This window comes from Microcoleus sp. CAWBG640 (genome assembly GCF_020883015.1).
Taxonomy (GTDB): domain Bacteria; phylum Cyanobacteriota; class Cyanobacteriia; order Cyanobacteriales; family Microcoleaceae; genus Microcoleus; species Microcoleus anatoxicus.
In genome coordinates this window covers 22,644-44,641 of the sequence record NZ_JAHRFC010000030.1, presented here as the reverse complement: position 1 = coordinate 44,641, position 21,998 = coordinate 22,644, and the positions used below count along the sequence as shown (strand labels likewise).

At 44.2% G+C, this 21,998-nt stretch carries 40 protein-coding genes; 17 read left to right on the top strand and 23 right to left on the bottom strand.

Translation table 11 applies throughout. The features are described 5' to 3' along the window. The 3 genes from AAFP11_RS16440 to AAFP11_RS16430 all read right to left on the bottom strand — a co-directional run. Positions 1–92, bottom strand: a 92-nt coding sequence (locus AAFP11_RS16440) for a type II toxin-antitoxin system ParD family antitoxin (RefSeq protein ID WP_341738050.1), incomplete at its 3' end; no start/stop codon positions are given. Positions 93–345: 253 nt separating this feature from the next. Beyond that, positions 346–678 carry a type II toxin-antitoxin system PemK/MazF family toxin gene (locus tag AAFP11_RS16435; RefSeq protein WP_341732430.1) on the bottom strand — a complete coding sequence of 111 codons (333 nt, stop codon included), beginning with the start codon at positions 676–678 and terminating at the stop codon, positions 346–348. Then, the gene (locus tag AAFP11_RS16430; protein WP_341738034.1) at positions 663–857 is read right to left on the bottom strand and encodes a hypothetical protein; all 195 of its coding nucleotides are present in this window, start codon (positions 855–857) and stop codon (positions 663–665) included. Before AAFP11_RS16430 ends, AAFP11_RS16435 begins: the two co-directional genes overlap by 16 nt. 196 nt (positions 858–1,053) lie before the next feature. Here AAFP11_RS16430 and AAFP11_RS16425 point away from each other — a divergent pair, with 196 nt between their 5' ends. Continuing rightward, positions 1,054–1,551: a hypothetical protein gene (locus AAFP11_RS16425; RefSeq protein ID WP_341738033.1), complete on the top strand. Its 498-nt coding sequence runs from the start codon at positions 1,054–1,056 to the stop codon at positions 1,549–1,551. 261 nt (positions 1,552–1,812) lie between these two features. Here the strand turns inward: AAFP11_RS16425 and AAFP11_RS16420 are convergent, their stop codons facing one another. Beyond that, positions 1,813–1,962, bottom strand: coding sequence for a hypothetical protein (locus AAFP11_RS16420; protein WP_180274662.1), 150 nt, complete (start codon positions 1,960–1,962; stop codon positions 1,813–1,815). Continuing rightward, the gene (locus tag AAFP11_RS16415; protein WP_341738052.1) at positions 1,955–2,263 is read right to left on the bottom strand and encodes a hypothetical protein; all 309 of its coding nucleotides are present in this window, start codon (positions 2,261–2,263) and stop codon (positions 1,955–1,957) included. Before AAFP11_RS16415 ends, AAFP11_RS16420 begins: the two co-directional genes overlap by 8 nt. On the opposite strand from AAFP11_RS16415, the gene AAFP11_RS16410 reads away from it, so the two are divergent. Then, entirely contained in the window at positions 2,169–2,612 is a 444-nt protein-coding gene (locus tag AAFP11_RS16410; RefSeq protein WP_341738032.1) for an aspartyl protease, read from the top strand. The two genes, AAFP11_RS16415 and AAFP11_RS16410, sit on opposite strands and share 95 nt — an antisense overlap. On the opposite strand, the gene AAFP11_RS16405 is transcribed toward AAFP11_RS16410, so the two are convergent. The 3 genes from AAFP11_RS16405 to AAFP11_RS16395 all read right to left on the bottom strand — a co-directional run bounded on the left by AAFP11_RS16405 (position 2,594) and on the right by AAFP11_RS16395 (position 3,969). Continuing rightward, positions 2,594–2,770, bottom strand: a complete 177-nt coding sequence (locus AAFP11_RS16405; protein ID WP_341738031.1) for a hypothetical protein — start codon at positions 2,768–2,770, stop codon at positions 2,594–2,596. The two genes, AAFP11_RS16410 and AAFP11_RS16405, sit on opposite strands and share 19 nt — an antisense overlap. A gap of 255 nt (positions 2,771–3,025) precedes the next feature. Continuing rightward, positions 3,026–3,193: a hypothetical protein gene (locus AAFP11_RS16400; RefSeq protein ID WP_341738030.1), complete on the bottom strand. Its 168-nt coding sequence runs from the start codon at positions 3,191–3,193 to the stop codon at positions 3,026–3,028. A 521-nt stretch (positions 3,194–3,714) separates the two neighbouring features. After that, a complete protein-coding gene (locus AAFP11_RS16395) occupies positions 3,715–3,969 on the bottom strand; it encodes a type II toxin-antitoxin system ParD family antitoxin (RefSeq protein WP_341738029.1) in 255 nt (84 codons plus the stop codon). On the opposite strand from AAFP11_RS16395, the gene AAFP11_RS16390 reads away from it, so the two are divergent. Genes AAFP11_RS16390 through AAFP11_RS16380 form a run of 3 tightly spaced genes read left to right on the top strand, consistent with a single transcriptional unit; the run spans position 3,968 to position 4,847 of the window. Then, positions 3,968–4,234: a hypothetical protein gene (locus AAFP11_RS16390; RefSeq protein ID WP_341738028.1), complete on the top strand. Its 267-nt coding sequence runs from the start codon at positions 3,968–3,970 to the stop codon at positions 4,232–4,234. The genes AAFP11_RS16395 and AAFP11_RS16390 overlap by 2 nt on opposite strands. A gap of 30 nt (positions 4,235–4,264) precedes the next feature. Next, complete coding sequence (locus AAFP11_RS16385) at positions 4,265–4,633, top strand: GIY-YIG nuclease family protein (protein ID WP_341738027.1); 369 nt, start codon at positions 4,265–4,267, stop codon at positions 4,631–4,633. 4 nt (positions 4,634–4,637) lie between these two features. Beyond that, complete coding sequence (locus AAFP11_RS16380; protein WP_096831482.1) at positions 4,638–4,847, top strand: hypothetical protein; 210 nt, start codon at positions 4,638–4,640, stop codon at positions 4,845–4,847. A gap of 123 nt (positions 4,848–4,970) precedes the next feature. Here AAFP11_RS16380 and AAFP11_RS16375 read toward each other — a convergent pair whose 3' ends face one another. Further along, a complete protein-coding gene (locus AAFP11_RS16375; RefSeq protein ID WP_341738026.1) occupies positions 4,971–5,351 on the bottom strand; it encodes an endonuclease domain-containing protein in 381 nt (126 codons plus the stop codon). A gap of 260 nt (positions 5,352–5,611) precedes the next feature. Between AAFP11_RS16375 and AAFP11_RS16370 the strand changes: the two genes are divergently transcribed. From AAFP11_RS16370 to AAFP11_RS16360, 3 genes are all read left to right on the top strand, one after another. Beyond that, the gene (locus tag AAFP11_RS16370; protein WP_341738025.1) at positions 5,612–5,764 is read left to right on the top strand and encodes a hypothetical protein; all 153 of its coding nucleotides are present in this window, start codon (positions 5,612–5,614) and stop codon (positions 5,762–5,764) included. A gap of 66 nt (positions 5,765–5,830) precedes the next feature. Continuing rightward, positions 5,831–6,238 carry a hypothetical protein gene (locus tag AAFP11_RS16365; protein WP_341738024.1) on the top strand — a complete coding sequence of 136 codons (408 nt, stop codon included), beginning with the start codon at positions 5,831–5,833 and terminating at the stop codon, positions 6,236–6,238. Between the two features lie 21 nt (positions 6,239–6,259). Continuing rightward, positions 6,260–6,637 (top strand): hypothetical protein, encoded by a 378-nt coding sequence (locus AAFP11_RS16360; protein ID WP_333103363.1) that lies wholly within the window; start codon positions 6,260–6,262, stop codon positions 6,635–6,637. Between the two features lie 143 nt (positions 6,638–6,780). Here the strand turns inward: AAFP11_RS16360 and AAFP11_RS16355 are convergent, their stop codons facing one another. Beyond that, positions 6,781–6,963: a hypothetical protein gene (locus AAFP11_RS16355; RefSeq protein ID WP_340526158.1), complete on the bottom strand. Its 183-nt coding sequence runs from the start codon at positions 6,961–6,963 to the stop codon at positions 6,781–6,783. Continuing rightward, positions 6,960–7,304, bottom strand: a complete 345-nt coding sequence (locus tag AAFP11_RS16350; RefSeq protein ID WP_341738023.1) for a hypothetical protein — start codon at positions 7,302–7,304, stop codon at positions 6,960–6,962. Before AAFP11_RS16350 ends, AAFP11_RS16355 begins: the two co-directional genes overlap by 4 nt. Positions 7,305–7,341: 37 nt before the next feature. Here AAFP11_RS16350 and AAFP11_RS16345 point away from each other — a divergent pair, with 37 nt between their 5' ends. Next, positions 7,342–7,476 carry a hypothetical protein gene (locus AAFP11_RS16345; protein ID WP_341738022.1) on the top strand — a complete coding sequence of 45 codons (135 nt, stop codon included), beginning with the start codon at positions 7,342–7,344 and terminating at the stop codon, positions 7,474–7,476. Between the two features lie 89 nt (positions 7,477–7,565). Here AAFP11_RS16345 and AAFP11_RS16340 read toward each other — a convergent pair whose 3' ends face one another. Both AAFP11_RS16340 and AAFP11_RS16335 read right to left on the bottom strand, forming a co-directional pair. Beyond that, complete coding sequence (locus tag AAFP11_RS16340; RefSeq protein ID WP_341738021.1) at positions 7,566–7,946, bottom strand: endonuclease domain-containing protein; 381 nt, start codon at positions 7,944–7,946, stop codon at positions 7,566–7,568. Between the two features lie 85 nt (positions 7,947–8,031). Next, on the bottom strand, positions 8,032–8,286 hold the full coding sequence (locus tag AAFP11_RS16335; RefSeq protein ID WP_341738020.1) for a hypothetical protein: 255 nt from the start codon (positions 8,284–8,286) through the stop codon (positions 8,032–8,034). Positions 8,287–8,379: 93 nt separating this feature from the next. On the opposite strand from AAFP11_RS16335, the gene tumA reads away from it, so the two are divergent. Continuing rightward, a complete protein-coding gene (gene tumA, locus AAFP11_RS16330; protein WP_341738019.1) occupies positions 8,380–8,610 on the top strand; it encodes an antitoxin TumA in 231 nt (76 codons plus the stop codon). On the opposite strand, the gene AAFP11_RS16325 is transcribed toward tumA, so the two are convergent. Continuing rightward, positions 8,607–8,777, bottom strand: a complete 171-nt coding sequence (locus tag AAFP11_RS16325; protein WP_341738018.1) for a type II toxin-antitoxin system ParD family antitoxin — start codon at positions 8,775–8,777, stop codon at positions 8,607–8,609. The two genes, tumA and AAFP11_RS16325, sit on opposite strands and share 4 nt — an antisense overlap. A 569-nt stretch (positions 8,778–9,346) precedes the next feature. On the opposite strand from AAFP11_RS16325, the gene AAFP11_RS16320 reads away from it, so the two are divergent. After that, on the top strand, positions 9,347–9,676 hold the full coding sequence (locus AAFP11_RS16320) for a PEP-CTERM sorting domain-containing protein (RefSeq protein WP_341738017.1): 330 nt from the start codon (positions 9,347–9,349) through the stop codon (positions 9,674–9,676). Positions 9,677–9,687: 11 nt separating this feature from the next. Here AAFP11_RS16320 and AAFP11_RS16315 read toward each other — a convergent pair whose 3' ends face one another. Then, positions 9,688–9,846: a hypothetical protein gene (locus AAFP11_RS16315; protein ID WP_341738016.1), complete on the bottom strand. Its 159-nt coding sequence runs from the start codon at positions 9,844–9,846 to the stop codon at positions 9,688–9,690. 138 nt (positions 9,847–9,984) lie between these two features. Between AAFP11_RS16315 and AAFP11_RS16310 the strand changes: the two genes are divergently transcribed. Beyond that, a complete protein-coding gene (locus tag AAFP11_RS16310; RefSeq protein ID WP_341738015.1) occupies positions 9,985–10,659 on the top strand; it encodes an SDR family oxidoreductase in 675 nt (224 codons plus the stop codon). Positions 10,660–10,764: 105 nt separating this feature from the next. Here the strand turns inward: AAFP11_RS16310 and AAFP11_RS16305 are convergent, their stop codons facing one another. Continuing rightward, entirely contained in the window at positions 10,765–11,244 is a 480-nt protein-coding gene (locus tag AAFP11_RS16305; RefSeq protein ID WP_341738014.1) for a hypothetical protein, read from the bottom strand. A 78-nt stretch (positions 11,245–11,322) separates the two neighbouring features. Here AAFP11_RS16305 and petN point away from each other — a divergent pair, with 78 nt between their 5' ends. Further along, positions 11,323–11,412: a cytochrome b6-f complex subunit PetN gene (petN, locus tag AAFP11_RS16300; protein WP_071883976.1), complete on the top strand. Its 90-nt coding sequence runs from the start codon at positions 11,323–11,325 to the stop codon at positions 11,410–11,412. A 289-nt stretch (positions 11,413–11,701) separates the two neighbouring features. Here petN and AAFP11_RS16295 read toward each other — a convergent pair whose 3' ends face one another. Next, positions 11,702–13,456 carry a serine/threonine-protein kinase gene (locus tag AAFP11_RS16295; protein WP_341738013.1) on the bottom strand — a complete coding sequence of 585 codons (1,755 nt, stop codon included), beginning with the start codon at positions 13,454–13,456 and terminating at the stop codon, positions 11,702–11,704. Between the two features lie 563 nt (positions 13,457–14,019). Between AAFP11_RS16295 and AAFP11_RS16290 the strand changes: the two genes are divergently transcribed. The 3 genes from AAFP11_RS16290 to AAFP11_RS16280 all read left to right on the top strand — a co-directional run bounded on the left by AAFP11_RS16290 (position 14,020) and on the right by AAFP11_RS16280 (position 16,383). Next, complete coding sequence (locus AAFP11_RS16290; protein WP_333271358.1) at positions 14,020–15,450, top strand: form I ribulose bisphosphate carboxylase large subunit; 1,431 nt, start codon at positions 14,020–14,022, stop codon at positions 15,448–15,450. A gap of 137 nt (positions 15,451–15,587) precedes the next feature. Next, positions 15,588–16,001: a chaperonin family protein RbcX gene (locus AAFP11_RS16285; RefSeq protein ID WP_341738012.1), complete on the top strand. Its 414-nt coding sequence runs from the start codon at positions 15,588–15,590 to the stop codon at positions 15,999–16,001. Between the two features lie 46 nt (positions 16,002–16,047). After that, entirely contained in the window at positions 16,048–16,383 is a 336-nt protein-coding gene (locus AAFP11_RS16280; protein WP_340550038.1) for a ribulose bisphosphate carboxylase small subunit, read from the top strand. Between the two features lie 129 nt (positions 16,384–16,512). Here the strand turns inward: AAFP11_RS16280 and AAFP11_RS16275 are convergent, their stop codons facing one another. The 5 genes from AAFP11_RS16275 to AAFP11_RS16255 all read right to left on the bottom strand — a co-directional run bounded on the left by AAFP11_RS16275 (position 16,513) and on the right by AAFP11_RS16255 (position 19,970). Then, entirely contained in the window at positions 16,513–17,151 is a 639-nt protein-coding gene (locus AAFP11_RS16275; RefSeq protein WP_341738011.1) for a restriction endonuclease subunit R, read from the bottom strand. Between the two features lie 113 nt (positions 17,152–17,264). Further along, positions 17,265–17,510: a hypothetical protein gene (locus tag AAFP11_RS16270; protein WP_341738010.1), complete on the bottom strand. Its 246-nt coding sequence runs from the start codon at positions 17,508–17,510 to the stop codon at positions 17,265–17,267. 9 nt (positions 17,511–17,519) lie between these two features. Beyond that, a complete protein-coding gene (locus tag AAFP11_RS16265; protein ID WP_341738009.1) occupies positions 17,520–18,740 on the bottom strand; it encodes a hypothetical protein in 1,221 nt (406 codons plus the stop codon). 341 nt (positions 18,741–19,081) lie between these two features. Beyond that, positions 19,082–19,456 carry a hypothetical protein gene (locus tag AAFP11_RS16260; RefSeq protein ID WP_340519102.1) on the bottom strand — a complete coding sequence of 125 codons (375 nt, stop codon included), beginning with the start codon at positions 19,454–19,456 and terminating at the stop codon, positions 19,082–19,084. A 304-nt stretch (positions 19,457–19,760) separates the two neighbouring features. Next, positions 19,761–19,970 (bottom strand): TatA/E family twin arginine-targeting protein translocase, encoded by a 210-nt coding sequence (locus AAFP11_RS16255; protein WP_341738008.1) that lies wholly within the window; start codon positions 19,968–19,970, stop codon positions 19,761–19,763. 132 nt (positions 19,971–20,102) lie between these two features. On the opposite strand from AAFP11_RS16255, the gene AAFP11_RS16250 reads away from it, so the two are divergent. Beyond that, positions 20,103–20,840: a phycocyanobilin:ferredoxin oxidoreductase gene (locus AAFP11_RS16250; protein WP_340519100.1), complete on the top strand. Its 738-nt coding sequence runs from the start codon at positions 20,103–20,105 to the stop codon at positions 20,838–20,840. Positions 20,841–20,857: 17 nt separating this feature from the next. Here the strand turns inward: AAFP11_RS16250 and AAFP11_RS16245 are convergent, their stop codons facing one another. Next, on the bottom strand, positions 20,858–21,754 hold the full coding sequence (locus AAFP11_RS16245; RefSeq protein WP_340519099.1) for a hypothetical protein: 897 nt from the start codon (positions 21,752–21,754) through the stop codon (positions 20,858–20,860). Positions 21,755–21,998 lie beyond the last annotated feature (244 nt).

Below are 21,998 nucleotides of genomic sequence, written 5' to 3'. Positions count from 1 at the left end.
GCCAGAATCACTTCAGAAGCAGATGAGTACCTACCGTTTTTGACTGTTGACTGAACAAACTGCTCTAGTTCAGGAGTTAAGGATATATTCATGATGTTGAGTCACCTATTTGAGTCAACTACTACCCTCCATAATAACAAAAGTTATCAAATTTTGTTATTTAACATTTTTGGCTGCGGGAAGATGGCGCGATCGCCCTTCATCTATACCAGATGCCAAACCTGCGATCGCCCTTTTGGAATAAGTCAAAAAGTGCGATCGTCTTTTTGGTATGGAAAGGTCGATCGCACAACACAATCTAGTTAAACAGCATTTTGAGCAGAGGGAAAGCTTGACAATAGAGAATTACTGCTGAATAATTTCAACAATCTTAGCGATCGCCTCGTTTAACTTCTCAGTTTTAATCTGACCGGCTTTATAAAGTATAATTTCTCGATCTGCGGTAAACAAGCGATTAGGTCTAATGTTGCTAGTTTGGTTAAGTCCACCCTCACGAAAATCACTACTTTGAAGGGTGATAGCATAGCGATCGGCAATTCTCTGGCTAGTAATCTGACAAAGAATTAGATCGTCTCCTGCCAAAGTTGCTACTACTAGAGCGGGTCGGCGCTTGGCTTGTGTTAAATCGGAAAATGGGAATGGAACAACTACCACATCACCTTTTACAAATTCTGCCACGCTTCATCCTCTTCTAACTTTAACCAGTCTTTTTCTAAAGAAGATTCACTGAGCAGGCTTGCTTCTAACTTATCTTTATTGTATTTCAATTTGAGAAATTGCAGAAAAGTCCAAACTTCTTCTAAGATAAATTCTGGAATATTTTCTACTTCCTTAAGGAGTAATTCTTTAGCGTTCATCTCATTTACCTATAAAAACATACTAATTGATGTCATCCGTAACTCCTATCTATTATAGCATCGTTGAGATTAGCAGCTCATCGCACAGATTCCTCTGCCTTCTGTGGCTGAAAATCAGGAACTTTAGCCAATTATAGCAGGATCGCCTTACTTGTAAGCGCAGATAAGCGATCGCCCTTTTGGAATAAGTCAAAAAGTGCGATCGCTTTTTGGCTATTTTTGGCTATATGGAAAGGGCGATTGCTCTTTTGGGATGGAAAGGGCGATCGCTCTTTTGGGAATGGAAAAGTTGATCGCTTTTCTCGATCGAGGAAGTTCGCTTTTTGGTTCGAGGAGGGGCGATCGTTTTTCTAAGGAATGGAGCAAATTAATCGTAGAGAAACGGGTCAAAGCCTGTGTCCCTAGAACGTCAAAATATGATAAACTTAGTAAAAGCACTCGCCTTCAAGAGATCCAAGCCATGAAGCTTATTTCTTTGTCAGCACATTTTGATGGGCAATCTATTCAACTAGATGAACCCTATAAGCTTGAACCAAACATAAAACTAATTGTCACAGTCCTCCCGGAACAATTAGCAGAACGCGAAGCCTGGTTGTGGTTGTCAAGGCATCAACTAAACAATGCTTACAGTCAGGACGATGATTACCCGATCGATGCAATTAAAACACTAAATCCTGACTATGCAGGAAGCTGATGTTGTTCTCACCCCAATACCCCAAGCTGACGGGACAACTAAAAATCGTCCAGCCATTCTTCTGAGGGAACTCCCACCCTATAGAGATTTTTTAGTGTGTGGTGTTAGTACCCAACTAAATCAACAGGTTCCAGGTTTTGACGATATTATTTCCCCCTCTGACTCAGACTTTGCTACCAGCGGCGGTGCGGTCTCAATCGTTGATTCGGTTAGGTTTCCTTGCTGTATTGCCTCGCAATCAAATTATCGGTTCTATTGGAGCTATTTCATCAGAGCGACATCAACGCTTACTAAAAACTCTGAGTGATTATCTTGTGAATTAGGGAGAAGGGCTATCGCCCTTTTTTTCATGGAAAGGTCGATCGCTCTTTTTTTCATCGAAAGGTCGATCGCCCTTTTGGAATTAGTCAAAAAGTGCGATCGCTTTTTGGCTATTTTTGGCTATATGGAAAGGGCGATTCCCTACGGGATAGCTCCGCTTCACGGTCTTGTCGATGGACAGGGGCGATCGGTCTTTTGTAGGAAATACTTTTTCAGGCAAGCGATCGACTTTCACGAGCACTAAATGCCAAATGTGCGATAATTTAAGAGACAGAGAAGGAGGAGGCTCGATCGCAATGTACACAACTTCCGACAAATCAATGGGTAAAGTTTTAACAACACTGACCGTTACCAATCGTGCCGACCAGTCTGCTGCTGCACGAGGATTCATGAGTGCTGAGCAAATACGTTCCATCACCCTAGATAACGTTTTGGTAGACACGGGTGCAACTACATTATGCTTGCCAGCTTTTGCGATCGCACAACTGGGTCTTGAACTGCTTAAAGAAGTCGATGTCGCCACCGCCACAGGAATTAGCAAAGCCCGAATCTTTCAAGATGCCAAGATATCTTTATGTGGTCGAGAAGGCACTTTTGAATGTTTAGAATTACCAGGAGGCAGAGATGCTTTAATCGGCGTAATTCCCTTAGAAGCTCTGGGATTAGAACCGGACTTACGACACCAAACTTTAAAGGTTTTACCATCAGAATCAGTAGATACTTACTTGACAATTCTGTAGCTGTTATTCTCTCGTGTAGCGATCGCTTTTTGGGGATGGGAAGGGCGATCGCAGTTAGGGTAATTATTAGGATTTTCAACTATCAAACCTTCCCTAGCTGCTGCTGCATTCAACTCGTTATCAGCAGATACGAATGTGACATCGGATAATCGCAGCAATGATTTCAACACCTGTAATTGCAGCAATTAACACATCATTTGAATTATGCCGCCTAATATTTTATCCGATCGCCTCGATCGCATCAATCAACCCATTCAACTCCCCTGCCTTCATGTCCCCCCCTTCTTAAGATTGTTGAGCGATTTATTAATATTTATACAAACCACACTACAGGAGAAGAGGGTACAATAGATACAGAGCTTAGAGATTCACTGTTGCCAGGGAGAACCGGAAAATTCGCCCAAGTCCAAAGTTCAATTGTCGATCGGGCGCTGTCTCAAAACTCGAAAAGGGAAATTTCTCAGAAAATCCTGCCACAGTTTTTTTTCGGATGGAGTTGGATTTTTTCGCAGTTGTTTGGCGATGGGGATGAGTTTTGGGTTGTATGGTAGGTGGAAGTTTGAGTCGTTTAATAAAGGCATGGTTTTCCTGGTGCTCCTTATTAAGGGGGGGACTGGATGTTGGTTTAAATTTTGGGTTGAGTTGCTTAGTCTTGGATTGATCCCCCCTAGCCCCCCTTAAGAAGGGGGGGACATGATGTTGGTTGAAGTTTATGGTTGAGTTGTTTAGTCTTGGGTTGATCCCCCCTAGCCCCCCTTCTTAAGGGGGGGACAAGATGTTCATTGAAATTGTGGGGGGAAGGGGCGATATTTAGGGGATAGTTTCAGGATTAGTTTATCTCAAATCATGTCTACTTGACAACTAGGGATCTCGCTCTTTTGGAATAAGTCACAAAGTGCGATACTTCAAATTACAACCCACCAATCTCCCCTCCCTTCATGTCCCCCCCTTAAGAAGGGGGGCTAGGGGGGATCTGGCCTCAACAATCACGTTCAATTAAACCCAACAACCTCCCAAAAACCCTCTCAAAACTCTGCAACATCTTAACATTCATAAACCTGAAAACTTTCAATCTATCGCATTCGTATCCAACACATAGCGATTACCACTCATCGCGTAGATTCCTCTGCGTTGTTACTGCATCTCCCCGCCAAGTTAATCGCCCCACCAAATCCGAAAAATCATAGCTGGGTGTCTGCTTCCCGTCTGACGAAACCGGATTCAAAACAACTAAAATTTCCCGTTCTTTTAGCAATCGTAATCCAGCCAGAATCACTTCAGAAGCAGATGAGTACCTACCGTTTTTGACTGTTGACTGAACAAACTGCTCTAGTTCAGGAGTTAAGGATATATTCATGATGTTGAGTCACCTATTTGAGTCAACTACTACCCCCATAATAACAAAAATTATCCAATTTTGTTATTTAACATTTTTGGCTGCGGGAAGATGGCGCGATCGCCCTTCATCTATACCAGATGCCAAACCAGCGATCGCCCTTTTGGAATTAGTCAAAAAGTGCGATCGCTTTTTGGCTATTTTTGACTATATGGAAAGGGCGATTCCCTACGGGATAGCTCCGCTTCACGGTATGAGTGGATGGACAGGGGCGATCGTGCTGTAGGATGAAACAACTGCAAACTCTCCCACTGCTATGCCTGAATCCATCCAGCAAGAAGCCCAAGCCATACTAAATATTCTTGCATCCACTCCCTTTCAGGATTGTATTGCCCTTTCCAAAGAATTTCGCGAACTTCCGATGAGGGCTGGTATCTACGCTGTCAAACATCGCAGCCTTGGAATCCTCTACATTGGCAAAAGCAGAACACTGCGCGATCGTTTTCGCGGTGGCCACAAAGCTTTACTTTGGGCATTCATTGAAGAATTGAAAGCCACAGACATCCGAATTGCCTTTTACCAGCTAGATTTTACTCAATGGATTCAGCTATCATCAGAATTAGAAAGCCTCATCATTCAAGCTGTTAACCCACCCTATAACGTGAAAATTCCAGCGAGGGACTAATTCTATGCAAACTCAGCCTATTATCACCGAACATCTGTCACCGGAATTAGCACAAATCTTTCTAGAAGGATTACCCAAAACCATTCGTGAAGCACTATCCATGCGGGCTAAAACCATGAACTATCCAGTTTGGGCAGTAATTGAAATGGCGATCGCCGGTTATCTCGATGAAGAAGCTCTATCCTTTGTCGATTGCAAGCCCAAGATTGACTAGCGATTGTTTAGTGCGATCGCCCTTTTGGAATAAGTCAAAAAGTGCGATCGCCTCCACCCACCCATTCAACTCCCCTCCCTTCATGTCCCCCCCTTCTTAAGGGGGGTTAGGGGGGATCAGGCCTCAAAAATCACCCTCAATCAAACCCAACAACTCCCCACAAACCCCCTCAAAACTCTGCAACACCTCAACATTCGTAAACCTGACAACCTTCAATCCATACCCCTCTAAAATCCCGGTTCTTTCTGCATCATATAGTTTCCCTTGTTCCGTAAAATGACTCTCCCCATCAATCTCAATTACTAACAGTAAAGCCGCACAATAAAAATCTACAATAAAATTGTCGATGGGTCGCTGTCTCAAAACTCGAAAAGGGAAATTTCTCAGAAAATCTTGCCACAGTTTTTTTTCGGATGGAGTTGGATTTTTCCGCAGTTGTTTGGCGATGGGGATGAGTTTTGGGTTGTATGGTAGGTGGAAGTTTGAGTCGTTTAATAAAGGCATGGTTTTCCTGGTGCTCCTTATTAAGGGGGGACTGGATGTTGGTTGAAGTTTATGGTTGGGTCGTTTAGTCTCGGATTGATCCCCCCTAGCCCCCCTTCTTAAGGGGGGGACAAGATGTTGATTGAAATTCTAGGTTGAGTTGTTTAGTCTTGGAATGATCCCCCCTAGCCCCCCTTCTTAAGGGGGGGACTGGATGTTCATGGAAATTGTCGGTGATGGGGTGATATTTAGGGAATAGTTTCAGAATTAGTTTATCTCAAATGATGTCTACTCGACAACTAGGGCGATCGCCCTTTTGGAATAAGTCACAAAGGGCGATCGCCCCTTTGGCATTAGTTAAAAATGGTGCTCATTTTTTGGGGATATGGAAAGTAATCTCGCTTTTTGGGGCTGTGAGTGCGATCGTGCTGTAGGATGAAAAAACTGCCAAAATGATATAACCTTACAATTCCCAAAATCTATATTTTAAAAATCAGCCATTGACACAATCCGATCGACCCACCGACGCAAAAACACCCTGCATCATTAACGATCGCAAGCTCGATTACTTATTCAATGTCAACATAAAGCCAGACGCTCATAACTCAAAAAGAGCGGTACAAAATAGACAACAACTAAATCGCTTGGGATTTGATGAAGATTCAGAATCTCGTCAATTTATTCAAACTCATCTAGAACAAGCAGTCCAAGAAGAAAGTAATATTGTTGAGCGATTTATTAATATTTATACAAACCACACTACAGGAGAAGAGGGTACAATAGATACAGAGCTTAGAGATTCGCTGTTACCGGGCATAACCGGAAAATTCGCCCAAGTCCAAAGTTCATGGGAAGTCTTGCCCGATGGAACTCGCCGCTTTCTCAGTGCTATAATCTATGGAAAATAACTCAATATCTTAGGTAAGAAAATGGCAAAAATCAATTTACATGAGGGATTTGATGAACTAGCTTTTCTAGAATTATTTTGTGAAGAACCAAAAGATTCCCAACCCTCCGATGGCTATTGGTGTTATGAAGTGACAGATTCATTAGGTGTCACCCTCAAATTTGGAATGAATATCATTCAAAAATCAGTTCAAATTGAATTAAAGATAGCCGATGCCACTGTAGGTATTATGTGTTTTGAACTCGTGAACTTTATTGAAATTAATGATTATATTAACGGTAAATTAGAATTTTTAGTTGCTCCCAAAAATGAAGAATTCAAAACTTTAGTTCAAGTTGAACTGCGACCGAGAATTAAAGTTGATTGTTCAACTCTGAGCCTTTGCCCGATGGCTGCTTAGCCTTGATAAACTACAAGGTCGTGAAGCGGAGCTATCCCGTAGGGAATCGCCCTTTTGGAATTAGTCAAAAAGTGCGATCGCTTTCGGGAGATAGGAATGGCCATCGTTTTTGTGAAAAGGTTTTTGGGAAGAAACGCAATCGACTAATAATTATTCAGTAATTTATCTAACCGTGACAGCCGTTTGTGTCGGTTAACTTCTTCCAATCTGGCATTAATTTCTGCTAGTTCTAAATTGAACTGTTCCATTTCTAAATGAGTCCGACGCAGATTAGCCAAAAGTCTCTTAGCCGTTTCTGGATCGGGAATTCGCGGCTGCTTGCTCATGGTAAATTCCACTCTAACTTAACTTCTTCTAAACTTCGCTCCCACGCCGGAATCCTGGTTTGGGTACGGACTATGGCTCGATTCATCAACTCTAGCATATCTGGCGGCGCATCAGGTTGAGAGCGAGCAATATTTAGCCCCAATCTGGATAACTGCATATAAGAAGCCTCAGCATCTTCCAATACCGTCATTAATTCATCAAAAAATGGCAACGTCTGTTCTGTTTCGCCAAAAAGCTCAAATAAAGCTAATTCTGCGGCTGTCACTCCGTCAACAATACCCAAAGACTGTTGTTTAAGTCTATTCACTATTTCCGTAATATCGGGGGGAAACTTTGCCATAATTTACGTTAATTGAGATGCTCGGATTGATTTTATCATGTACGATCGCTTTCGCGGTGGTCACAAAGCTTTACTTTGGGCATTCATTGAAGGATTGAAAGCCACAGACATCCGCATCGCCTTTTACCAGCTAGATTTTACTCAATCAGTGCGATCGCCCTTTTGGAATTAGTCGAAAAGTGCGATCGCATCGGGCCACCCATTCAACTCCCCTCCCCTCATGTCCCCCCCTTCTTAAGGGGGGTTAGGGGGGATCAGGCCTCAAAAATCACCCTCAATCCAACCCAACAACTCCCCACAAACCCCTTCAAAACTCTGCAACACCTCAACATTCGTAAACCTAACAACTTTCAATCCATACCTCTCTAAAATCCCGGTTCTTTCTGCATCATATAGTTTCCCGTGTTCCGTAAAATGACTCTCGCCATCAATCTCAATTACTAACAGTAATGCCGCACAATAAAAATCTACGATAAAATTGTCGATGGGGCGCTGTCTCAGAACTCGCGAAGGGAAATTTATCAGAAAATTTTGCCACAGTTTTTTTTCGGATGGAGTTGGATTTTTTCGCAGTTGTTTGGCGATGGGGATGAGTTTTGGGTTGTATGGTAGGTGGAAGTTGGAGTCTTTTAATAAAGGCATGGTTTTCCTGGTGCTCCTTATTAAGGGGGGACTGGATGTTGGTTGAAGTTTATGGTTGGGTCGTTTAGTCTCGGATTGATCCCCCCTAGCCCCCCTTCTTAAGGGGGGGACTGGATGTTAGTTGAAATTCTAGGTTGAGTTGCTTAGTCTTGGATTGATCCCCCCTAGCCCCCCTTCTTAAGGGGGGGACTGGATGTGCATTGAAATTTTGGGGGAAGGGGCGATATTTAGGGAATAGTTTCAGAATTAGTTTATCCCCAATCATGTCTACTTGACAACTAGGGCGATCGCCTTTTTGGAATAAGTCAAAACGTGCGATCGCCCTTTCTGTTCTCATCAATCATCAAATCCCATTACGCAGATAGATTTGCTAAAATGTCAACAATTACAAATATCAGTACCAAAATAAATCCATTGCACAGGAAAGAAGCCCATGCGTAAACAGACCATTCAATATACATCACCCTTAGATGCCTTAGTTGCGGTTGCCAAGCGACTTAGCTTATATGAGAAGCAGCAAAAAATTGACTCAGAAGAATTTTTCAACCAATACAATCAGGGATTATTATCAGATGACGCCCTATTTATAGAATGGGCAAATGACTATCGAAATTACCTGGTTTTGCATCAGGAACTAGCGCAACGATTGAATTATGCTGCCTAATATTTTATCTGATTACCTCGATCGAGTCGAGCAAGCCATTCAACTGAGATACTGAGATAAGAGCATTGTAACCCAGCCAGAACGACTTCAGAAGCTGATGAGTACCTACCGTTTTTGACTGTTGATTGAACAAACTGTTCTAGTTCAGGAGTTAAGGATATATTCATGATGTTGAGTCACCTATTTGAGTCAACTACTACCCCCATAATAACAAAAGTTATCAAATTTTGTTATTCAACATTTTTGGCTGCGGGAAGATGGCGCGATCGCATCGGGCCACCCATTCAACTCCCCTCCCCTCATGTCCCCCCCTTCTTAAGGGGGGTTAGGGGGGATCAGGCCTCAAAAATCACCCTCAATCCAACCCAACAACTCCCCACAAACCCCCTCAAAACTCTGCAACACCTCAACATTCGTAAACCCTCAATCCATACCCCTCTAAAATCCCGCTTCTTTCTGCATCATATTGTTTGGCTTCCTGAGTTAACTTCTCCCGACTCAAATCTCCGATTTGTAAAGTTTTGTGAAGATTAGGCTACATTCTGCATAAAACTAGCGCCTCCTTCCAGATAGATAAGTGACGGTTGGTTTTTCAGTGCGACGGGCGATCGCCCTTTCCTCCTTTTTCTCAAGAAATGGCGATCGCCCTTGGCACATAAATCAATGGTAGGACACGGCAATACCTTGTAATTACACGGTTCCAAGGTAAATTAGAGATTGGAATACAGAGGTGCACATGAAAAAAATCAACAAAATGTTTCAACAAGCTCCCTTGAGCAAATTTGTTCAAAGTTCTCTGTCGCTGGCTGCTTTCACGATATTGGGATTTACCGCTATTAAACCTGTAAATGCCGCCAGTTTGCATACTGGTTTCGCTTCCTATACCATTACCGACGTAGCATTCCCGATTAAGTTAGAATCTAATCGGGATATATTCTCTTTTAAGATGCGGGGGATTGATGGTGCTGAAGCGGTTCCCGAACCTTCAGAAATTGCTGGTATAGTAACTTCCGCTGCTTTTTTGGTTGGCGTGTTGCTTAAACGCAAATCTAAATCATTAGGCTAATTTCACCGGAATTAGCTTAGGAAATTTTTTCTATAATTACTGCCAGAAACTATTCGTAAATTACTGTCGATGCGGGCTAAAACAATCAAGTATCCAGTTTGGGCAGTAATTGAAATCCCGATCGCCTTTTGGGAATCAGTCACAAAGGGCGATCGCATCGGGCCACCCATTCAACTCTCGTCCCTTCTTTTCCCGCCTTTTTTAAGGTATGCTTTATAGAACTCAGTTGAGATCTTGAGGTCGATCGCCCACAACAGTCGATCGCCCACAACAGTCGATCGCCCACAACAAATTAAAACAAAATTCCTATGACAGATCCACTCCACATTTTTTTAGCCGGTGCTAGCCAGGGTGTCGGTAAAGAAATTGCCAAATGTTTGACAGCACAAAATATTGAAGTAACTGCATTTTTGCGATCGCCCGAAACCAGCCCAGAATTAGCAGCAATGAGCATCAAAATCACTAGGGGCGATGCTTTAGACGCGGAGGCTGTGGATGCAGCCATGACTGGTAGCGCACCAATTGATGCCGTAATCAGCACCATCGGCGGCTTGCCAAAAGATGGAGAAAGAGCCGATTATTTAGGAAACAAAAACTTGATTGATGCGGCTGTCAAAGCTGGAGTAAAAAAGTTTATTTTAGTTTCTTCCATCGGTAGCGGTAACAGTGCCGGTGCTTTGCCACCCCAAGCTTTAGAAACCTTGGCCCCAGTGTTAATTGAGAAGGAAAAAGCTGAAAATCACTTGATAGCAAGTGGGATGATTTATACTGTGATTCGTCCGGGCGGACTGAAATCGGAACCTGCCACGGGCAATGGTGTTTTAACAGAAGATTGTCGAGTTGCTGGCACAATTCATCGCGCTGATGTAGCGCAGTTAGTTTGCCAATGCTTGGTGTCTGATGTTGCTAATAATCAGGTTTTGTCGGCTGTAGATAAACAAATGGTTTATGGTAGTCCAGAATTTGAAGTGTTAAGTCTGTAAGGGCGGGCCAGAAGCCCACCTCACCAAAAGATTAAACTCTTGTGGAACAGGCCGGAGAGCCTGTTCATAAAAATGGTGCAAGATGTGAGTAAAATTCGATCGCATTTAAGAATCAAAAGGCTTAATGTACGATCGCCCGATCGACCAATCTAACACAAAACCGGCGATCGCAAATAATACCACACTCTCAACACTCGCAACCACAAAGGGCAATAACTCCTGTACCACAGGCATTTTCCCCGCCTCAAAAAACCATCCCGCATCCAACTGTCCAAAAGCCCGCACCAGCCCAAAAGCCAAAACCACACCGGATTTTAGCTGCGGGTTAGTATCAGTGCGAAGGGCATAGCGGTAAGTGACGCCGAATAGAAAACCAGCCAAAAGGGCGATCAACCCTTTAAAAGCAAAATTGAGGTCGATCGCCCCTACCTCTAATCCCGCCAGAAAATCAAACCTAGGGACTAGAATCAAGCTATTGATCAGGGCGATCGCCCCAAAACCCCAAAACATCCCAAAAGCAGCAACAGCGCCTGCTTTCAAAGATTCCACCCGTTCAGCAGCACTAAAATTCGACAAATCCTTCACAGGCCCCTCATTTCAAAAATGGCTCAAATTGACTTATCATAAGGTTTGGAGTCATTTTGTACAGTTTGTTAAATAGCTATGGATATTTTGTCACTCGGTTGGGTTTCGGTGCTAGTTCTGTTCTCCTTCTCAATCTCAATGGTCATTTGGGGACGCAACGGTTTCTAAGGTTTCACAATAGCTTGCGGGGCAGGGGGGTGAATTCTTCCTTCTTCCTGATTCCTGAATTTCCCCCCTTGGGGGGGGCAGGGGGGGGTGACTTCTTCCTTCTTCCTGATTGCTTAATTTCCCCCCTTGGGGGGGCAGGGGGGGTGAATTCTTCCTTCTTCCTTCTTCCTGAATTTCCCCCCTTGGGGGGGCAGGGGGGGGTGACTTCTTCCTTCTTACTTCTTCCTGAATTTCCCCCCTTGGGGGGGCAGGGGGGGGTGACTTCTTCCTTCTTACTTCTTCCTTCGACTTACTTCCAACCCAACCACCTTAACAAAGGCACAACCAAATAATGACTAACTCCCAAACAAAGCCCGATCGCACTTCCCAACAAACCAAAAAACGCCACAGCCCCCCAAACTTGTAGCAAGCCCAGTGTAGCGTTAGACGACGCAAAACTCTCCAAGAAACTCCCAGGAAAAATACTCAAAGCATTCAGAAACAAAAACAATCCCGTAGAGCACACAGCCACCACCAAAGCGTGCACCAATTGGTGACTCCGCAAACCCATTCCCACAGTCAAAGAAGCGATCGCAAAAGCACCCAAAATAATCCCCTGCACCCCACTAGAAGCACTCGACTCCAACCAACACAAACCAGCTAACAAATAACCTTGAACACCCATCAATCCCGATAACCAATACTGTTTGTGTTGGCGAAAACTGCCCGCATCCGTCAACCCGATCGCAGTTCCCAATCCCGCAAATCCAAACAATAGCACCTCCGGCCCCACAGCGAAAGTCATATTAGGAATTAATTGATGCAAACCCTCATTCAAAAAGTTCGCAATTTCCGGGCCAATAGGCGAAGCATAACCCAAAACTAAACCGCCGATCGCCCCCGCACTTCCCCCAATCCCACCGAGCACCATTTCCCAGCCCGTATCCAGAGAAGCTACCACAATTTGGGCGATCGCCCCAAACACAAAACCAGTTAGGCTGACAGTTTTTTGCGCCCCCACCACTAATACTTGCCTACAGAATTTCAGCATAGCTTGACTGCTAGGGGCGATCGCCATTCGTCCCTGATGCCGAGTAGAAATCTGCCTCAAACGTTGGCGAACCTCCCCAGCCGTCGCCGGACGCTGCTGCACATCCGATCGCACCATATCATCCAACAAATTAGCAAAAGCCGGGGCGATCGGCGAAATATGCCGCCATCGCAACTCCCCAGTCATCGGATCTTCAATATCCGCCGGATACTTCCCCGTCAGCAAGTGAATACAAGTCCGCCCCAGGGCATAAAAATCCGTCGCCGGGCCCACACCGCCCCCAACAATTTGTTCCGGCGGGCTATACCCAGGAGAAATTAACCGCGTCGAACTTGGAGCATCTTTCCCCACCGGTGCGACACCACCCATTTGTTTAACACCGCCAAAGTCGATCGTCACCAACTGCAATCCACCCAAACCATTAGCCAGCAAAAGTTGTGACGATTGTGGCATCCGCAGCATCAAATTGCTCGGTTTAATATCGCGGTGAATAATCTGACATCTATGCAACTCCTCTAAAATTTCCACAGCTTGACTAAGCCAACTAAAAACCCATTCTGGCGGACAACCTTGGGGGTGCTCATCCAGAATATCTTCCAAAGTTTTACCGTGAATCTTTTCCATTACCAAACAAGGAAGCCTGCGCGCCGCAGCATTTCCCTCCCCTGCCAAGTTTTGCATTTGCACATGAAAATAACCCTCAGCCTCCACTCTGGGGACACCGGGATTGCGCAAAATTGCTAAAACCCAAGCTTCTTGCTCGAATAGTTTCACCGCTTTCGCCGAAGTTTCCAGCAATACTTTGAGCACGCGCTCGGTTTGAGATTCTGTATCCCAAACCGTGTAGATAGCGGCAAAACCGCCTTTACCCAAAACTTGTAGGGGCACATAGCGATTTTTCAGTCGCAGCGGCCCTCCGCAACTCTGACAAAAATTGTTGCCCCAAGTCTGAGGGTAGGGCTTTGGGCAATCTGGATTAATGCAGTGGACAGATTTTGAATGGGGGTGTGGCACAACCAGAGTAGAAATGGGGCTAAATATCCATTAAGACTTACGAGCAGCTATCCCAGCAACCGGGTTGACATTCCGGTTAAATTGCTGTAAGCAGGTTTTTGAATTTAAGAAACTTGGCATCCTGCAAGTCCTGTCCATATTATGTGCTATGGTTTGGATTTTTGACCGTGGAAGACAGTAGTTAGAGATTGGGAATTTGCGACTTGAGATTTTTTGAGCGTAGTTGAGTTCGATCGCGCGATCGAACTCAACTATCAACTATAATTTTAGGTATTTCTAACTAACTCCCCATTCCCTTTCTTTATTCTTTCTCTCCTAGATAACCAACCCTTTTTCCTGATTCCCTCTATCTTGTTCCCTCTCCCTTCTTTTGCGATCCCCAAGCATTATTCGTGATTTTTGTTTAATAAGAGATGTTACAAATAATTTCTTAATGTAAAGGTAAATAAACAATACTTATGATGATTAAAAGAATATTAAAATTTTAGAGCGCCACTTTCTTGATATATTTCTAAGAGCCTGCCATCAGGCCCCAAAATTAAGCGAATACTAGGAAGCGAGATATGGCTTACGCGCAAACCCAAACTCAATCCAAGGCTGGGTATAAAGCCGGAGTTCAAGACTATAAACTAACGTATTACACACCGGACTACACCCCGAAAGATACAGATATTTTGGCGGCTTTCCGTGTTACCCCACAACCAGGAGTTCCCCCAGAAGAAGCCGGCGCTGCTGTGGCTGCTGAATCTTCCACCGGTACCTGGACAACTGTGTGGACCGACCTCCTCACCGACCTCGATCGCTACAAAGGTCGTTGCTACGACATCGAGCCAGTCCCCGGCGAAGACAACCAATATATTTGCTTCATCGCTTATCCTTTGGATTTGTTTGAAGAAGGTTCCGTCACCAACTTGCTCACCTCTTTGGTTGGTAACGTGTTCGGTTTCAAAGCCCTGCGTGCTCTGCGGTTGGAAGACTTGCGGATTCCCATTGCTTACCTCAAAACCTTCCAAGGTCCTCCTCACGGTATCACCGTTGAGCGCGACAAATTGAACAAGTACGGCCGTCCTTTGCTCGGTTGTACAATTAAGCCCAAATTGGGTCTGTCTGCTAAGAACTACGGCCGTGCCGTTTACGAAGTTCTACGCGGTGGCTTGGACTTCACCAAAGACGACGAAAACATCAACTCCCAACCATTCATGCGTTGGCGCGATCGTTTCTTGTTCGTTCAAGAAGCTATTGAAAAAGCTCAAGCAGAAACCGGCGAAGTCAAGGGTCACTACCTCAACGTCACCGCCCCCACCTGCGAAGAAATGATGGAACGGGCTGAATTCGCCAAAGAAATCAAAACCCCCATCATCATGCACGACTACCTGACCGGTGGTTTCACTGCAAACACCACCTTGGCCAAATGGTGCCGTCGCAACGGAATCCTGTTGCACATTCACCGCGCCATGCACGCCGTTATCGACCGTCAAAAGAACCACGGTATCCACTTCCGCGTGCTTGCCAAGTGCTTGCGGATGTCCGGCGGCGACCACCTGCACTCCGGTACAGTTGTGGGCAAACTCGAAGGCGAAAAAGGCATCACCATGGGCTTCGTAGACTTGATGCGCGAAGACCACATCGAACAAGACCGCGCACGCGGTATCTACTTCACCCAAGATTGGGCCTCCATGCCTGGTGTCATGCCAGTTGCATCCGGTGGTATCCACATCTGGCATATGCCAGCCTTGGTTGAAATCTTCGGCGACGACTCCTGCTTGCAGTTCGGCGGCGGCACCTTGGGCCACCCTTGGGGTAATGCACCTGGTGCAACAGCTAACCGCGTTGCTTTGGAAGCTTGCGTCCAAGCACGTAACGAAGGCCGCAACTTGATGCGCGAAGGCGGAGACATCATTCGCGAAGCTTGCAAATGGAGCCCAGAATTGGCTGTTGCTTGCGAACTCTGGAAAGAAATCAAGTTTGAATTTGAGGCAATGGATACCGTTTGATGATTTTGGGTTGGAGATTTTAGGTTTTAGGTAGCAAACTTGCTGTTATGTCTTTATCTTGGAAGAAGATTTACAAGTAAGTTTGCATCCAAAATCTAAAATCCACAATCTAAAACTCTTAAGGGCTGGGGTCAAAAATGGATCTCAAACAAGTTGCGAAAGACACCGCTAAGGTGCTGGCAAGTTACCTAACCTATCAATCCGTGCGGATTGTGGTCGCTCAATTGAGCGAAACCAATCCTCCTCTAGCAATCTGGTTGAACGACTTTTCCACCAAGGGCAAAATCCAAGATGGAGAAGCATACATTCGAGAGTTGCTATTGGAAAATCAAGAATTAGGATTTCGGATCATGACTGTGCGAGAATATCTGGCTCACGATGTGACAGAATTTTTGCCTGAAATGGTTCGTACTGGCATTCAACAGTCAAATATGGAACACAGACGCCAGCATTTGGAGCGAATTACGCAGCTTAATTGGTCTGTGACTATCAGTAATCCTGAAACATCCTCCATAGATTCTGAACCGAATCTAGATAATTTGTCGAGTTAATCGATCGCACGAGTGCGAATCGAACACACACCTTAGAGATAGAAAAATGAAAACTTTACCTAAAGAGCGTCGTTACGAAACTCTGTCCTATTTGCCCCCGCTGACAGACGCACAAATTGCCAAGCAACTGCAATACATCTTGGATCAAGGCTACATTCCCGGCGTAGAATTCAACGAAACCTCCGCCGCTGAAATGCGCTATTGGACTCTTTGGAAGTTGCCTTTGTTCCACGCTCGCAGCGTCCAAGAAATCATGACAGAAATCAACGCTTGCCGTCAAGAAAACCCCACTTGCTACATCCGCGTCATGGGTTTTGACAACGTGAAGCAATGCCAAGTGCTCAGCTTCATCGTCCACAAGCCTAACACCAGAGGCTACTAAAAAGTTACCCCCTTTATGATTCGGCGATTGAAATCGCTTCTACACAAACGAAGTCCGCCTCCGCGGACTGAAGAAATAGAGGGGATTTAGTATAAGATTTGAGGTGGGGAAGGTTCCCTACCTCATTTTTTATAGCTTGCAAATAGCTTTTAAAACTTGCAGTAACAGAATTGACGATTCGGACTCCATCAGGTTTAGCAAAGGCAATAGCTGATAGGTTGGATTATTACCTCCCTGAATATTCACGAACTGATAGTGCATTCCATTTGTTGTCAAACCCCAGATTGTGTCTTGATATTTTAAATTTTGATAAGCATAGGTTAGCAATTGAGATAAACCCATCAATGCGTTGATTCCAGAATTTTTACTTTCAATAACTAAAACCCAAAAATATGTATCGCTTCTGATCGGTTTTATCCTGTTGACAGCCAAGATATCAAACCGTCCTTTAACGATTGTATCTTCATCTTCAATGCTAATTTCAGCGATGTCTTGTTCTAAACTAATTTTAATCGGGCGGCGGTAGAAGCCAGCCAATCGCATTAGGGGAAAGGTAGTCAGAGCTTTTACCAATCCTTCAGAAACTCGATCCGTTGAAATGTAGTCATCGAAGTCATCCCTAATTTGTATAAGTTCCTGCTGTTCGTGTTCTGTGATATCTTCAAGGGATAACAGAGAGGTAAATGAGTTAGTGTACTGTTTTTGAAAGCCAAACAGACGGTGTACTTCTGATAACGTTAGGTTTTTGGTATTAATAGTTGTCGTCATATTTTGATAGTTATTTAAGTTTTAGTTACAATTTTAACATAGTTGTAGGGTGCGTCGCCACCCTTAGATATTTGATTCCGATCGAAAATCTCATGGCGACGCACCCTACCTGATTAAAAACGATCGCAATCTATCCTCTCCATCACAATCCCATCAACTATTTCATAACCCCAATTAAAATGTCGATTTGCCAACTGCTCGGCCATGTCATATTCACCAAAATTGCAAAGTTCAACTAACATTTGATATCCCTCATCTTTCTCTCGCTGCAATCTTTCCACCCGCAGATTTTCTCTCTCTTCCTCCGAAGGATTTGGGCGCTCTTCCCCCAAGGGATTTATCTCGCTAATTCGTTTCATATTCGCCTCCTAAAAAGGAATTGATTCCACTATTTCACCATCTACTATTTCGTAGCCCCAATCTGGATTAGCAGCAATTTGTTTTTCAATTATACTGCGACCGAGAGGAGTATTGTAAGCTTTTTGCAAAGCTGAAATACTGGGAATTTCGGCAGGGATTGGCGATTCCATTTCTGCCAGTTTGGGCGGTTCGGGAATCGCCTCAGATGTCGATTGATTCAGGGCAAACTGCGGTGCGATCGCCCCTAATTTCCGCATCACGCTATCCTTGGTAATTTGCGGTTTTTCGTTGAAGGAAGAGGGCAGATATGGTGTGTCAACCCCCTGCTGTTTGGCTTGGAAAGCATCATCCGCAAGGCGATCGCACTTTCGCAAAAAACCCTCCCACAAATCCTTACCCAAAACCGGATTTCTCAAGTCACTGCGAGCCTTAGAAACAGCCGCTTCCAGCGGTTCACCTTTGTGAACATAATACTGAATTCTCTCCTCTTCAAAGGCCGGATAAGGCACTTCTGGTGCGATTTCCCAATCTCGCTTCACCTTCTGACTTTCTCCTAATGGAATGCCCGCGATAAATTCATCCCAAAAGGTTGACGCTAAGCCCTTGGTGATGCTATCAATAATTTTGAATGCCCATCCCGAAGGATTGCCAAAACCTAAGTTGCGTTCTTGAGCATAGGCTTCTAAAGCTCGTTGAAAGTTGTGCAGTTGTTCTTGGGAGTTCCAAGGGCCGCTGAATCGGTAATTCGGGGTAACAGCAACGGCTATTTGTTGGCGCGGTTGCCCGAAGAATTTGTCAGTTTTAATATTGGGATTAGATGCAGAATTATCAGCAACTATATCTACAGGATAATTGAGGCTTTTGGGGAGAGTTTGTGTTATAATGTCTTCAGGATTAGCTGTGAAATAAGTATTTAGTTTTGACTCGAATTCGTCAATGTCAGCCCAGAGTTCCAAGGTGTATATGTGGTAATTAATTGATTTTGCTTTGAGGAGCAAACGACTTTTGAGTTGATTTATGGCTAATTCTTGTTCTTCGCAATTTAACCCAGTGACTGCTTCAATCTCATCGCAATTAGTTGTTAGCCATTCTGATTTTTTTAGTTGAGATTGCCATTGAAATAATTGACATAGCAAAATACTAGCCGAGACACCGCCAGTAATCTTCGCTAACTTGGGATAATAGATTAGGGGATTTCCGAGATTTCCTAAAAATATGCCGATCTGCATTTTATATATTCTCGTTTAACTACTCATGGACTCAAAAACCGCAGAACCTAAGAAACCCGGTTTTTGGTGATTTTTGGGTGGTGTGATATCAAATCCTCTCTTCATCTGAATTATTCAGAACTCTATTCTCTCCCTCTGTGTCCTCTGTGTTCTCTGCGGTTAAATCATTCCGATGTAACCAGAAACAATATGACAAAGTAGGTTGGTAAAAACCCGGTTTCTCGCCACCCACAGAATCTCAGAAACCGGAAATCTCAGAAACCGGGTTTTTGGTGATTTTTGGGTGGTGTAACGAAGTAGGTTGGTAAAAACCCGGTTTCTCGCCACCCACTAATATAGCTTTAAAGTTTATAATCAAGAGGCTCACAAAACTCATTCACCCCTGTTTTAAACACATAAATAATCACCGCAGTTATCAAAATATCCGGGCAAACTTTCGCCGCCAACAAATCTCCAAAGGCTGCATTCAAACGTCCATTTATCAACTCTTCTTTAATCTCAGATTTGCAGATAGCAACGCGGCATCTTTTGGCTAATCCGTCTAGCCAATTTTCAGAAATATTCGGTTCTTGTCCGGCTTGAATTGCCAGAGATATCGCTGCATCTTCGATATTCCCCTCGCAATCTTCGATTTCATCTAGAGCCTTCAATGCTTGGGAATAGGCTGCTAATTCTGAGCGAAATAATGCAATTTCTTGGGAAGTAATAACGACCATATTATGTTACTATTTTCTCGGTTTAGTGGACTGTTTTAGGAGTTAAAGTCGATATTATAGCACTTTTTTTGGTATGAATTTGTATCATTCTTAGCAACGGGTTCTTTGGCCAGTTCCACAAGTAGTTAATTTTGTAATGGGGGGGCTTGATTAATCAGCGGGTTCCCGTGCCCACCCCACCACTAACAAATCCAGTCTCTGGTGGAATTTGTCCTGAAACATCAGTACAAATTTCCCCCAGAGGTAGGCAGCGAGAACTTTAGTCCTTAAATATCAGGACTAACATCCTTACTACCAAACTAATTTACACTTTCGGTTGACTCTGTTCCTCTTCCTCTTTTTCCTTCTCCTTCTCCTTGACGGGAGATTCATCCTCAGCTTGACTCACCCCTTCCTTAAAACTCCGCAAGGTTTTTCCCAAAGCATTGCCCAACTCAGGAATTTTCTTGGGACCGAAAATTAGAATAGCTACTACCGCAATAATGCCCATTTCGGGCAATCCTAGACCAAACATAGATTCATCTCCTGTAAAACTTGCTCGCTCGCCCGTCGATCTTACTGATATCCTTAAAAGTATCTACCTTTGTTCCTGCATCCTGCAACAGTTGAATAAAGTTTTGTTAAGCCGATCGCCCCATAAATCAGAATGTTAGAAATATCCAAGCCTTCTCTACGAGACCAACAACACTACCTCATCCGCGAACTAGCCGATCGGATAGAATCAGTATGGCGTCGGTACCTCGACCTGGAACCCTACCACCTGCCTGCTGAGTTGGGATATGTGGAAGGGCGTTTGGAAGGAGAAAAACTGATCATCGAAAACCGCTGCTATCAAACTCCCCAATTCCGTAAAATACACCTAGAACTCGCCAAAGTCGGTCCCTTGCTGGATATCCTGCACTGCGTGATGTTTCCCAGACCGAATTACGCTTTGCCCATGTTCGGTACGGACATCGTAGCAGGTAAAGGCCAAATTAGCGCTGCGATCGCCGACCTTTCTCCCCTCAATGCCGATCGCACTTTGTCCGAAACCTACCGCACTCCACTGCAAACTCTGCCCGTCAACCAGTTTTCCTGTCCCCGCCAAATTCCCGAATGGGGCGATATTTTTTCAGAATTTTGCCTATTTGTGCGCCCAGATTCCCCAGAAGAAGAAAGTCGATTTCTGGACATAGTTGAATCCTACATGGAAATTCACTGCAAACTGGCAGTAGCCTCAGAACCAGTTTCTGTCGCCGAAGCATCGAAAATTCTCGATGCTCAAATTTACTACTGCACCCAGCAGCAACAAAACGACAAAACCCGTCGCGTATTGGAAAAAGCTTTCGGTCAAGATTGGGCAGAACATTACATGACCGAGGTGCTTTTTGATTTCCCTAAATAGCTAAAATATGTTGACAATTACTTGCGGGAAGTCGGACGCTTAGTACCTGTTTTTGTAGAACTCTTCGATCCACTTTTACTTGCACTCTTACCTTTTGCCCCCTTAGCACCTGCTAACTGACTGTCATTGTCATTTGCAGGTCTGCCAGCGGCAGCTCTAGTAGTTCTGAAAGTGACATTCACTCCTTCATTCGACTGTTCCAGCACCAACATCGGCGTCGGTTTCGCCTTTTGGTCCCATTCAATGTGAACGATGCGACCTTGAATTGTGGGCTGCCAACTGTCGTGGTCGTCGGAAGGGCTCAGGTAAGTTTCCAAACAGTCAATAATTTGATTAATTGTCGCCGATGTTGCCTGAGTCGGGAGTTTCATCAACTTAATTTGAATCCGAAACAGCACTCGCTTTTCGATTTTTACCGCCGGATCGCCAGTTTCGTATTCGATATCAAACATCGAATCCACTTGTCTGCCACTGCCGGCATTCCCAGTTTTATCTCCTACACTACCCTGAGTTGGACGCAGAGCAATACTAATTTTTTCTTTGACTTTTACCTTAATTTGATTCACAATGGCAAAGTGAAAAACTTCTTCCGCCATCCGCATTCTCAGGTAGTCTAAATTAAAGTCTCGTGAGTGGATGAGGTCTGGATTTTTTTCCATTTTTGATAGGGTTTCCAGAGCCATTTTATATTTTTTCTGGAGTTCTCTATTTCTAAATTCCTCAAAAGTGAGCTTCTTGCTCAAACCATCCATTTTTATTTTGCTAAACACCGCTAAACCGACAAGTAATAACAACAGTAATCCCGATGCTCCCATCAAGATTTGATCGGAGGGTAAACCTCCTGGCTTAGCCTGTTTGGGCTTGGGAGAGGCTACTGCCAACCTTGGTTCTACAAGGATTATTTTGGTTGACATGGGCTTTTAAAGGGTAAAATTTGACGCTATATTTATAGAATGCCCCTGAGTGGAGATGACATTGCAACTCGCTGGTTCGAGCCACCTTGACTTCTTTCTACCACAATCTTTCTACAATTGGATTTCTACAACTCGAACGGGCACCCTCTAATTAATACTTTATCTTTAACTGCAAGCAGGTTAGCGAAATCTCGGAAAATTGCACCCTTGTACTGGCAAAAAGCGATGGTTAATAATTTGTTAT

Coding starts and splice junctions, on each gene's coding strand:
- AAFP11_RS16430 (WP_341738034.1), bottom strand. CDS start 857: ATGAACGCTAAAGAATTACTCCTTAAGGAAGTAGAAAATATTCCAGAA.
- AAFP11_RS16410 (WP_341738032.1), top strand. CDS start 2,169: ATGTACACAACTTCCGACAAATCAATGGGTAAAGTTTTAACAACACTG.
- AAFP11_RS16415 (WP_341738052.1), bottom strand. CDS start 2,263: ATGAATCCTCGTGCAGCAGCAGACTGGTCGGCACGATTGGTAACGGTC.
- AAFP11_RS16400 (WP_341738030.1), bottom strand. CDS start 3,193: ATGCCTTTATTAAACGACTCAAACTTCCACCTACCATACAACCCAAAA.
- AAFP11_RS16390 (WP_341738028.1), top strand. CDS start 3,968: ATGATGTTGAGTCACCTATTTGAGTCAACTACTACCCCCATAATAACA.
- AAFP11_RS16395 (WP_341738029.1), bottom strand. CDS start 3,969: ATGAATATATCCTTAACTCCTGAACTAGAGCAGTTTGTTCAGTCAACA.
- AAFP11_RS16385 (WP_341738027.1), top strand. CDS start 4,265: ATGCCTGAATCCATCCAGCAAGAAGCCCAAGCCATACTAAATATTCTT.
- AAFP11_RS16380 (WP_096831482.1), top strand. CDS start 4,638: ATGCAAACTCAGCCTATTATCACCGAACATCTGTCACCGGAATTAGCA.
- AAFP11_RS16375 (WP_341738026.1), bottom strand. CDS start 5,351: ATGCCTTTATTAAACGACTCAAACTTCCACCTACCATACAACCCAAAA.
- AAFP11_RS16370 (WP_341738025.1), top strand. CDS start 5,612: ATGATGTCTACTCGACAACTAGGGCGATCGCCCTTTTGGAATAAGTCA.
- AAFP11_RS16360 (WP_333103363.1), top strand. CDS start 6,260: ATGGCAAAAATCAATTTACATGAGGGATTTGATGAACTAGCTTTTCTA.
- AAFP11_RS16355 (WP_340526158.1), bottom strand. CDS start 6,963: ATGAGCAAGCAGCCGCGAATTCCCGATCCAGAAACGGCTAAGAGACTT.
- AAFP11_RS16350 (WP_341738023.1), bottom strand. CDS start 7,304: ATGGCAAAGTTTCCCCCCGATATTACGGAAATAGTGAATAGACTTAAA.
- AAFP11_RS16345 (WP_341738022.1), top strand. CDS start 7,342: ATGTACGATCGCTTTCGCGGTGGTCACAAAGCTTTACTTTGGGCATTC.
- AAFP11_RS16340 (WP_341738021.1), bottom strand. CDS start 7,946: ATGCCTTTATTAAAAGACTCCAACTTCCACCTACCATACAACCCAAAA.
- tumA (WP_341738019.1), top strand. CDS start 8,380: ATGCGTAAACAGACCATTCAATATACATCACCCTTAGATGCCTTAGTT.
- AAFP11_RS16325 (WP_341738018.1), bottom strand. CDS start 8,777: ATGAATATATCCTTAACTCCTGAACTAGAACAGTTTGTTCAATCAACA.
- AAFP11_RS16320 (WP_341738017.1), top strand. CDS start 9,347: ATGAAAAAAATCAACAAAATGTTTCAACAAGCTCCCTTGAGCAAATTT.
- AAFP11_RS16315 (WP_341738016.1), bottom strand. CDS start 9,846: ATGGGTGGCCCGATGCGATCGCCCTTTGTGACTGATTCCCAAAAGGCG.
- AAFP11_RS16310 (WP_341738015.1), top strand. CDS start 9,985: ATGACAGATCCACTCCACATTTTTTTAGCCGGTGCTAGCCAGGGTGTC.
- petN (WP_071883976.1), top strand. CDS start 11,323: ATGGATATTTTGTCACTCGGTTGGGTTTCGGTGCTAGTTCTGTTCTCC.
- AAFP11_RS16290 (WP_333271358.1), top strand. CDS start 14,020: ATGGCTTACGCGCAAACCCAAACTCAATCCAAGGCTGGGTATAAAGCC.
- AAFP11_RS16285 (WP_341738012.1), top strand. CDS start 15,588: ATGGATCTCAAACAAGTTGCGAAAGACACCGCTAAGGTGCTGGCAAGT.
- AAFP11_RS16280 (WP_340550038.1), top strand. CDS start 16,048: ATGAAAACTTTACCTAAAGAGCGTCGTTACGAAACTCTGTCCTATTTG.
- AAFP11_RS16275 (WP_341738011.1), bottom strand. CDS start 17,151: ATGACGACAACTATTAATACCAAAAACCTAACGTTATCAGAAGTACAC.
- AAFP11_RS16270 (WP_341738010.1), bottom strand. CDS start 17,510: ATGAAACGAATTAGCGAGATAAATCCCTTGGGGGAAGAGCGCCCAAAT.
- AAFP11_RS16265 (WP_341738009.1), bottom strand. CDS start 18,740: ATGCAGATCGGCATATTTTTAGGAAATCTCGGAAATCCCCTAATCTAT.
- AAFP11_RS16260 (WP_340519102.1), bottom strand. CDS start 19,456: ATGGTCGTTATTACTTCCCAAGAAATTGCATTATTTCGCTCAGAATTA.
- AAFP11_RS16255 (WP_341738008.1), bottom strand. CDS start 19,970: ATGTTTGGTCTAGGATTGCCCGAAATGGGCATTATTGCGGTAGTAGCT.
- AAFP11_RS16250 (WP_340519100.1), top strand. CDS start 20,103: ATGTTAGAAATATCCAAGCCTTCTCTACGAGACCAACAACACTACCTC.
- AAFP11_RS16245 (WP_340519099.1), bottom strand. CDS start 21,754: ATGTCAACCAAAATAATCCTTGTAGAACCAAGGTTGGCAGTAGCCTCT.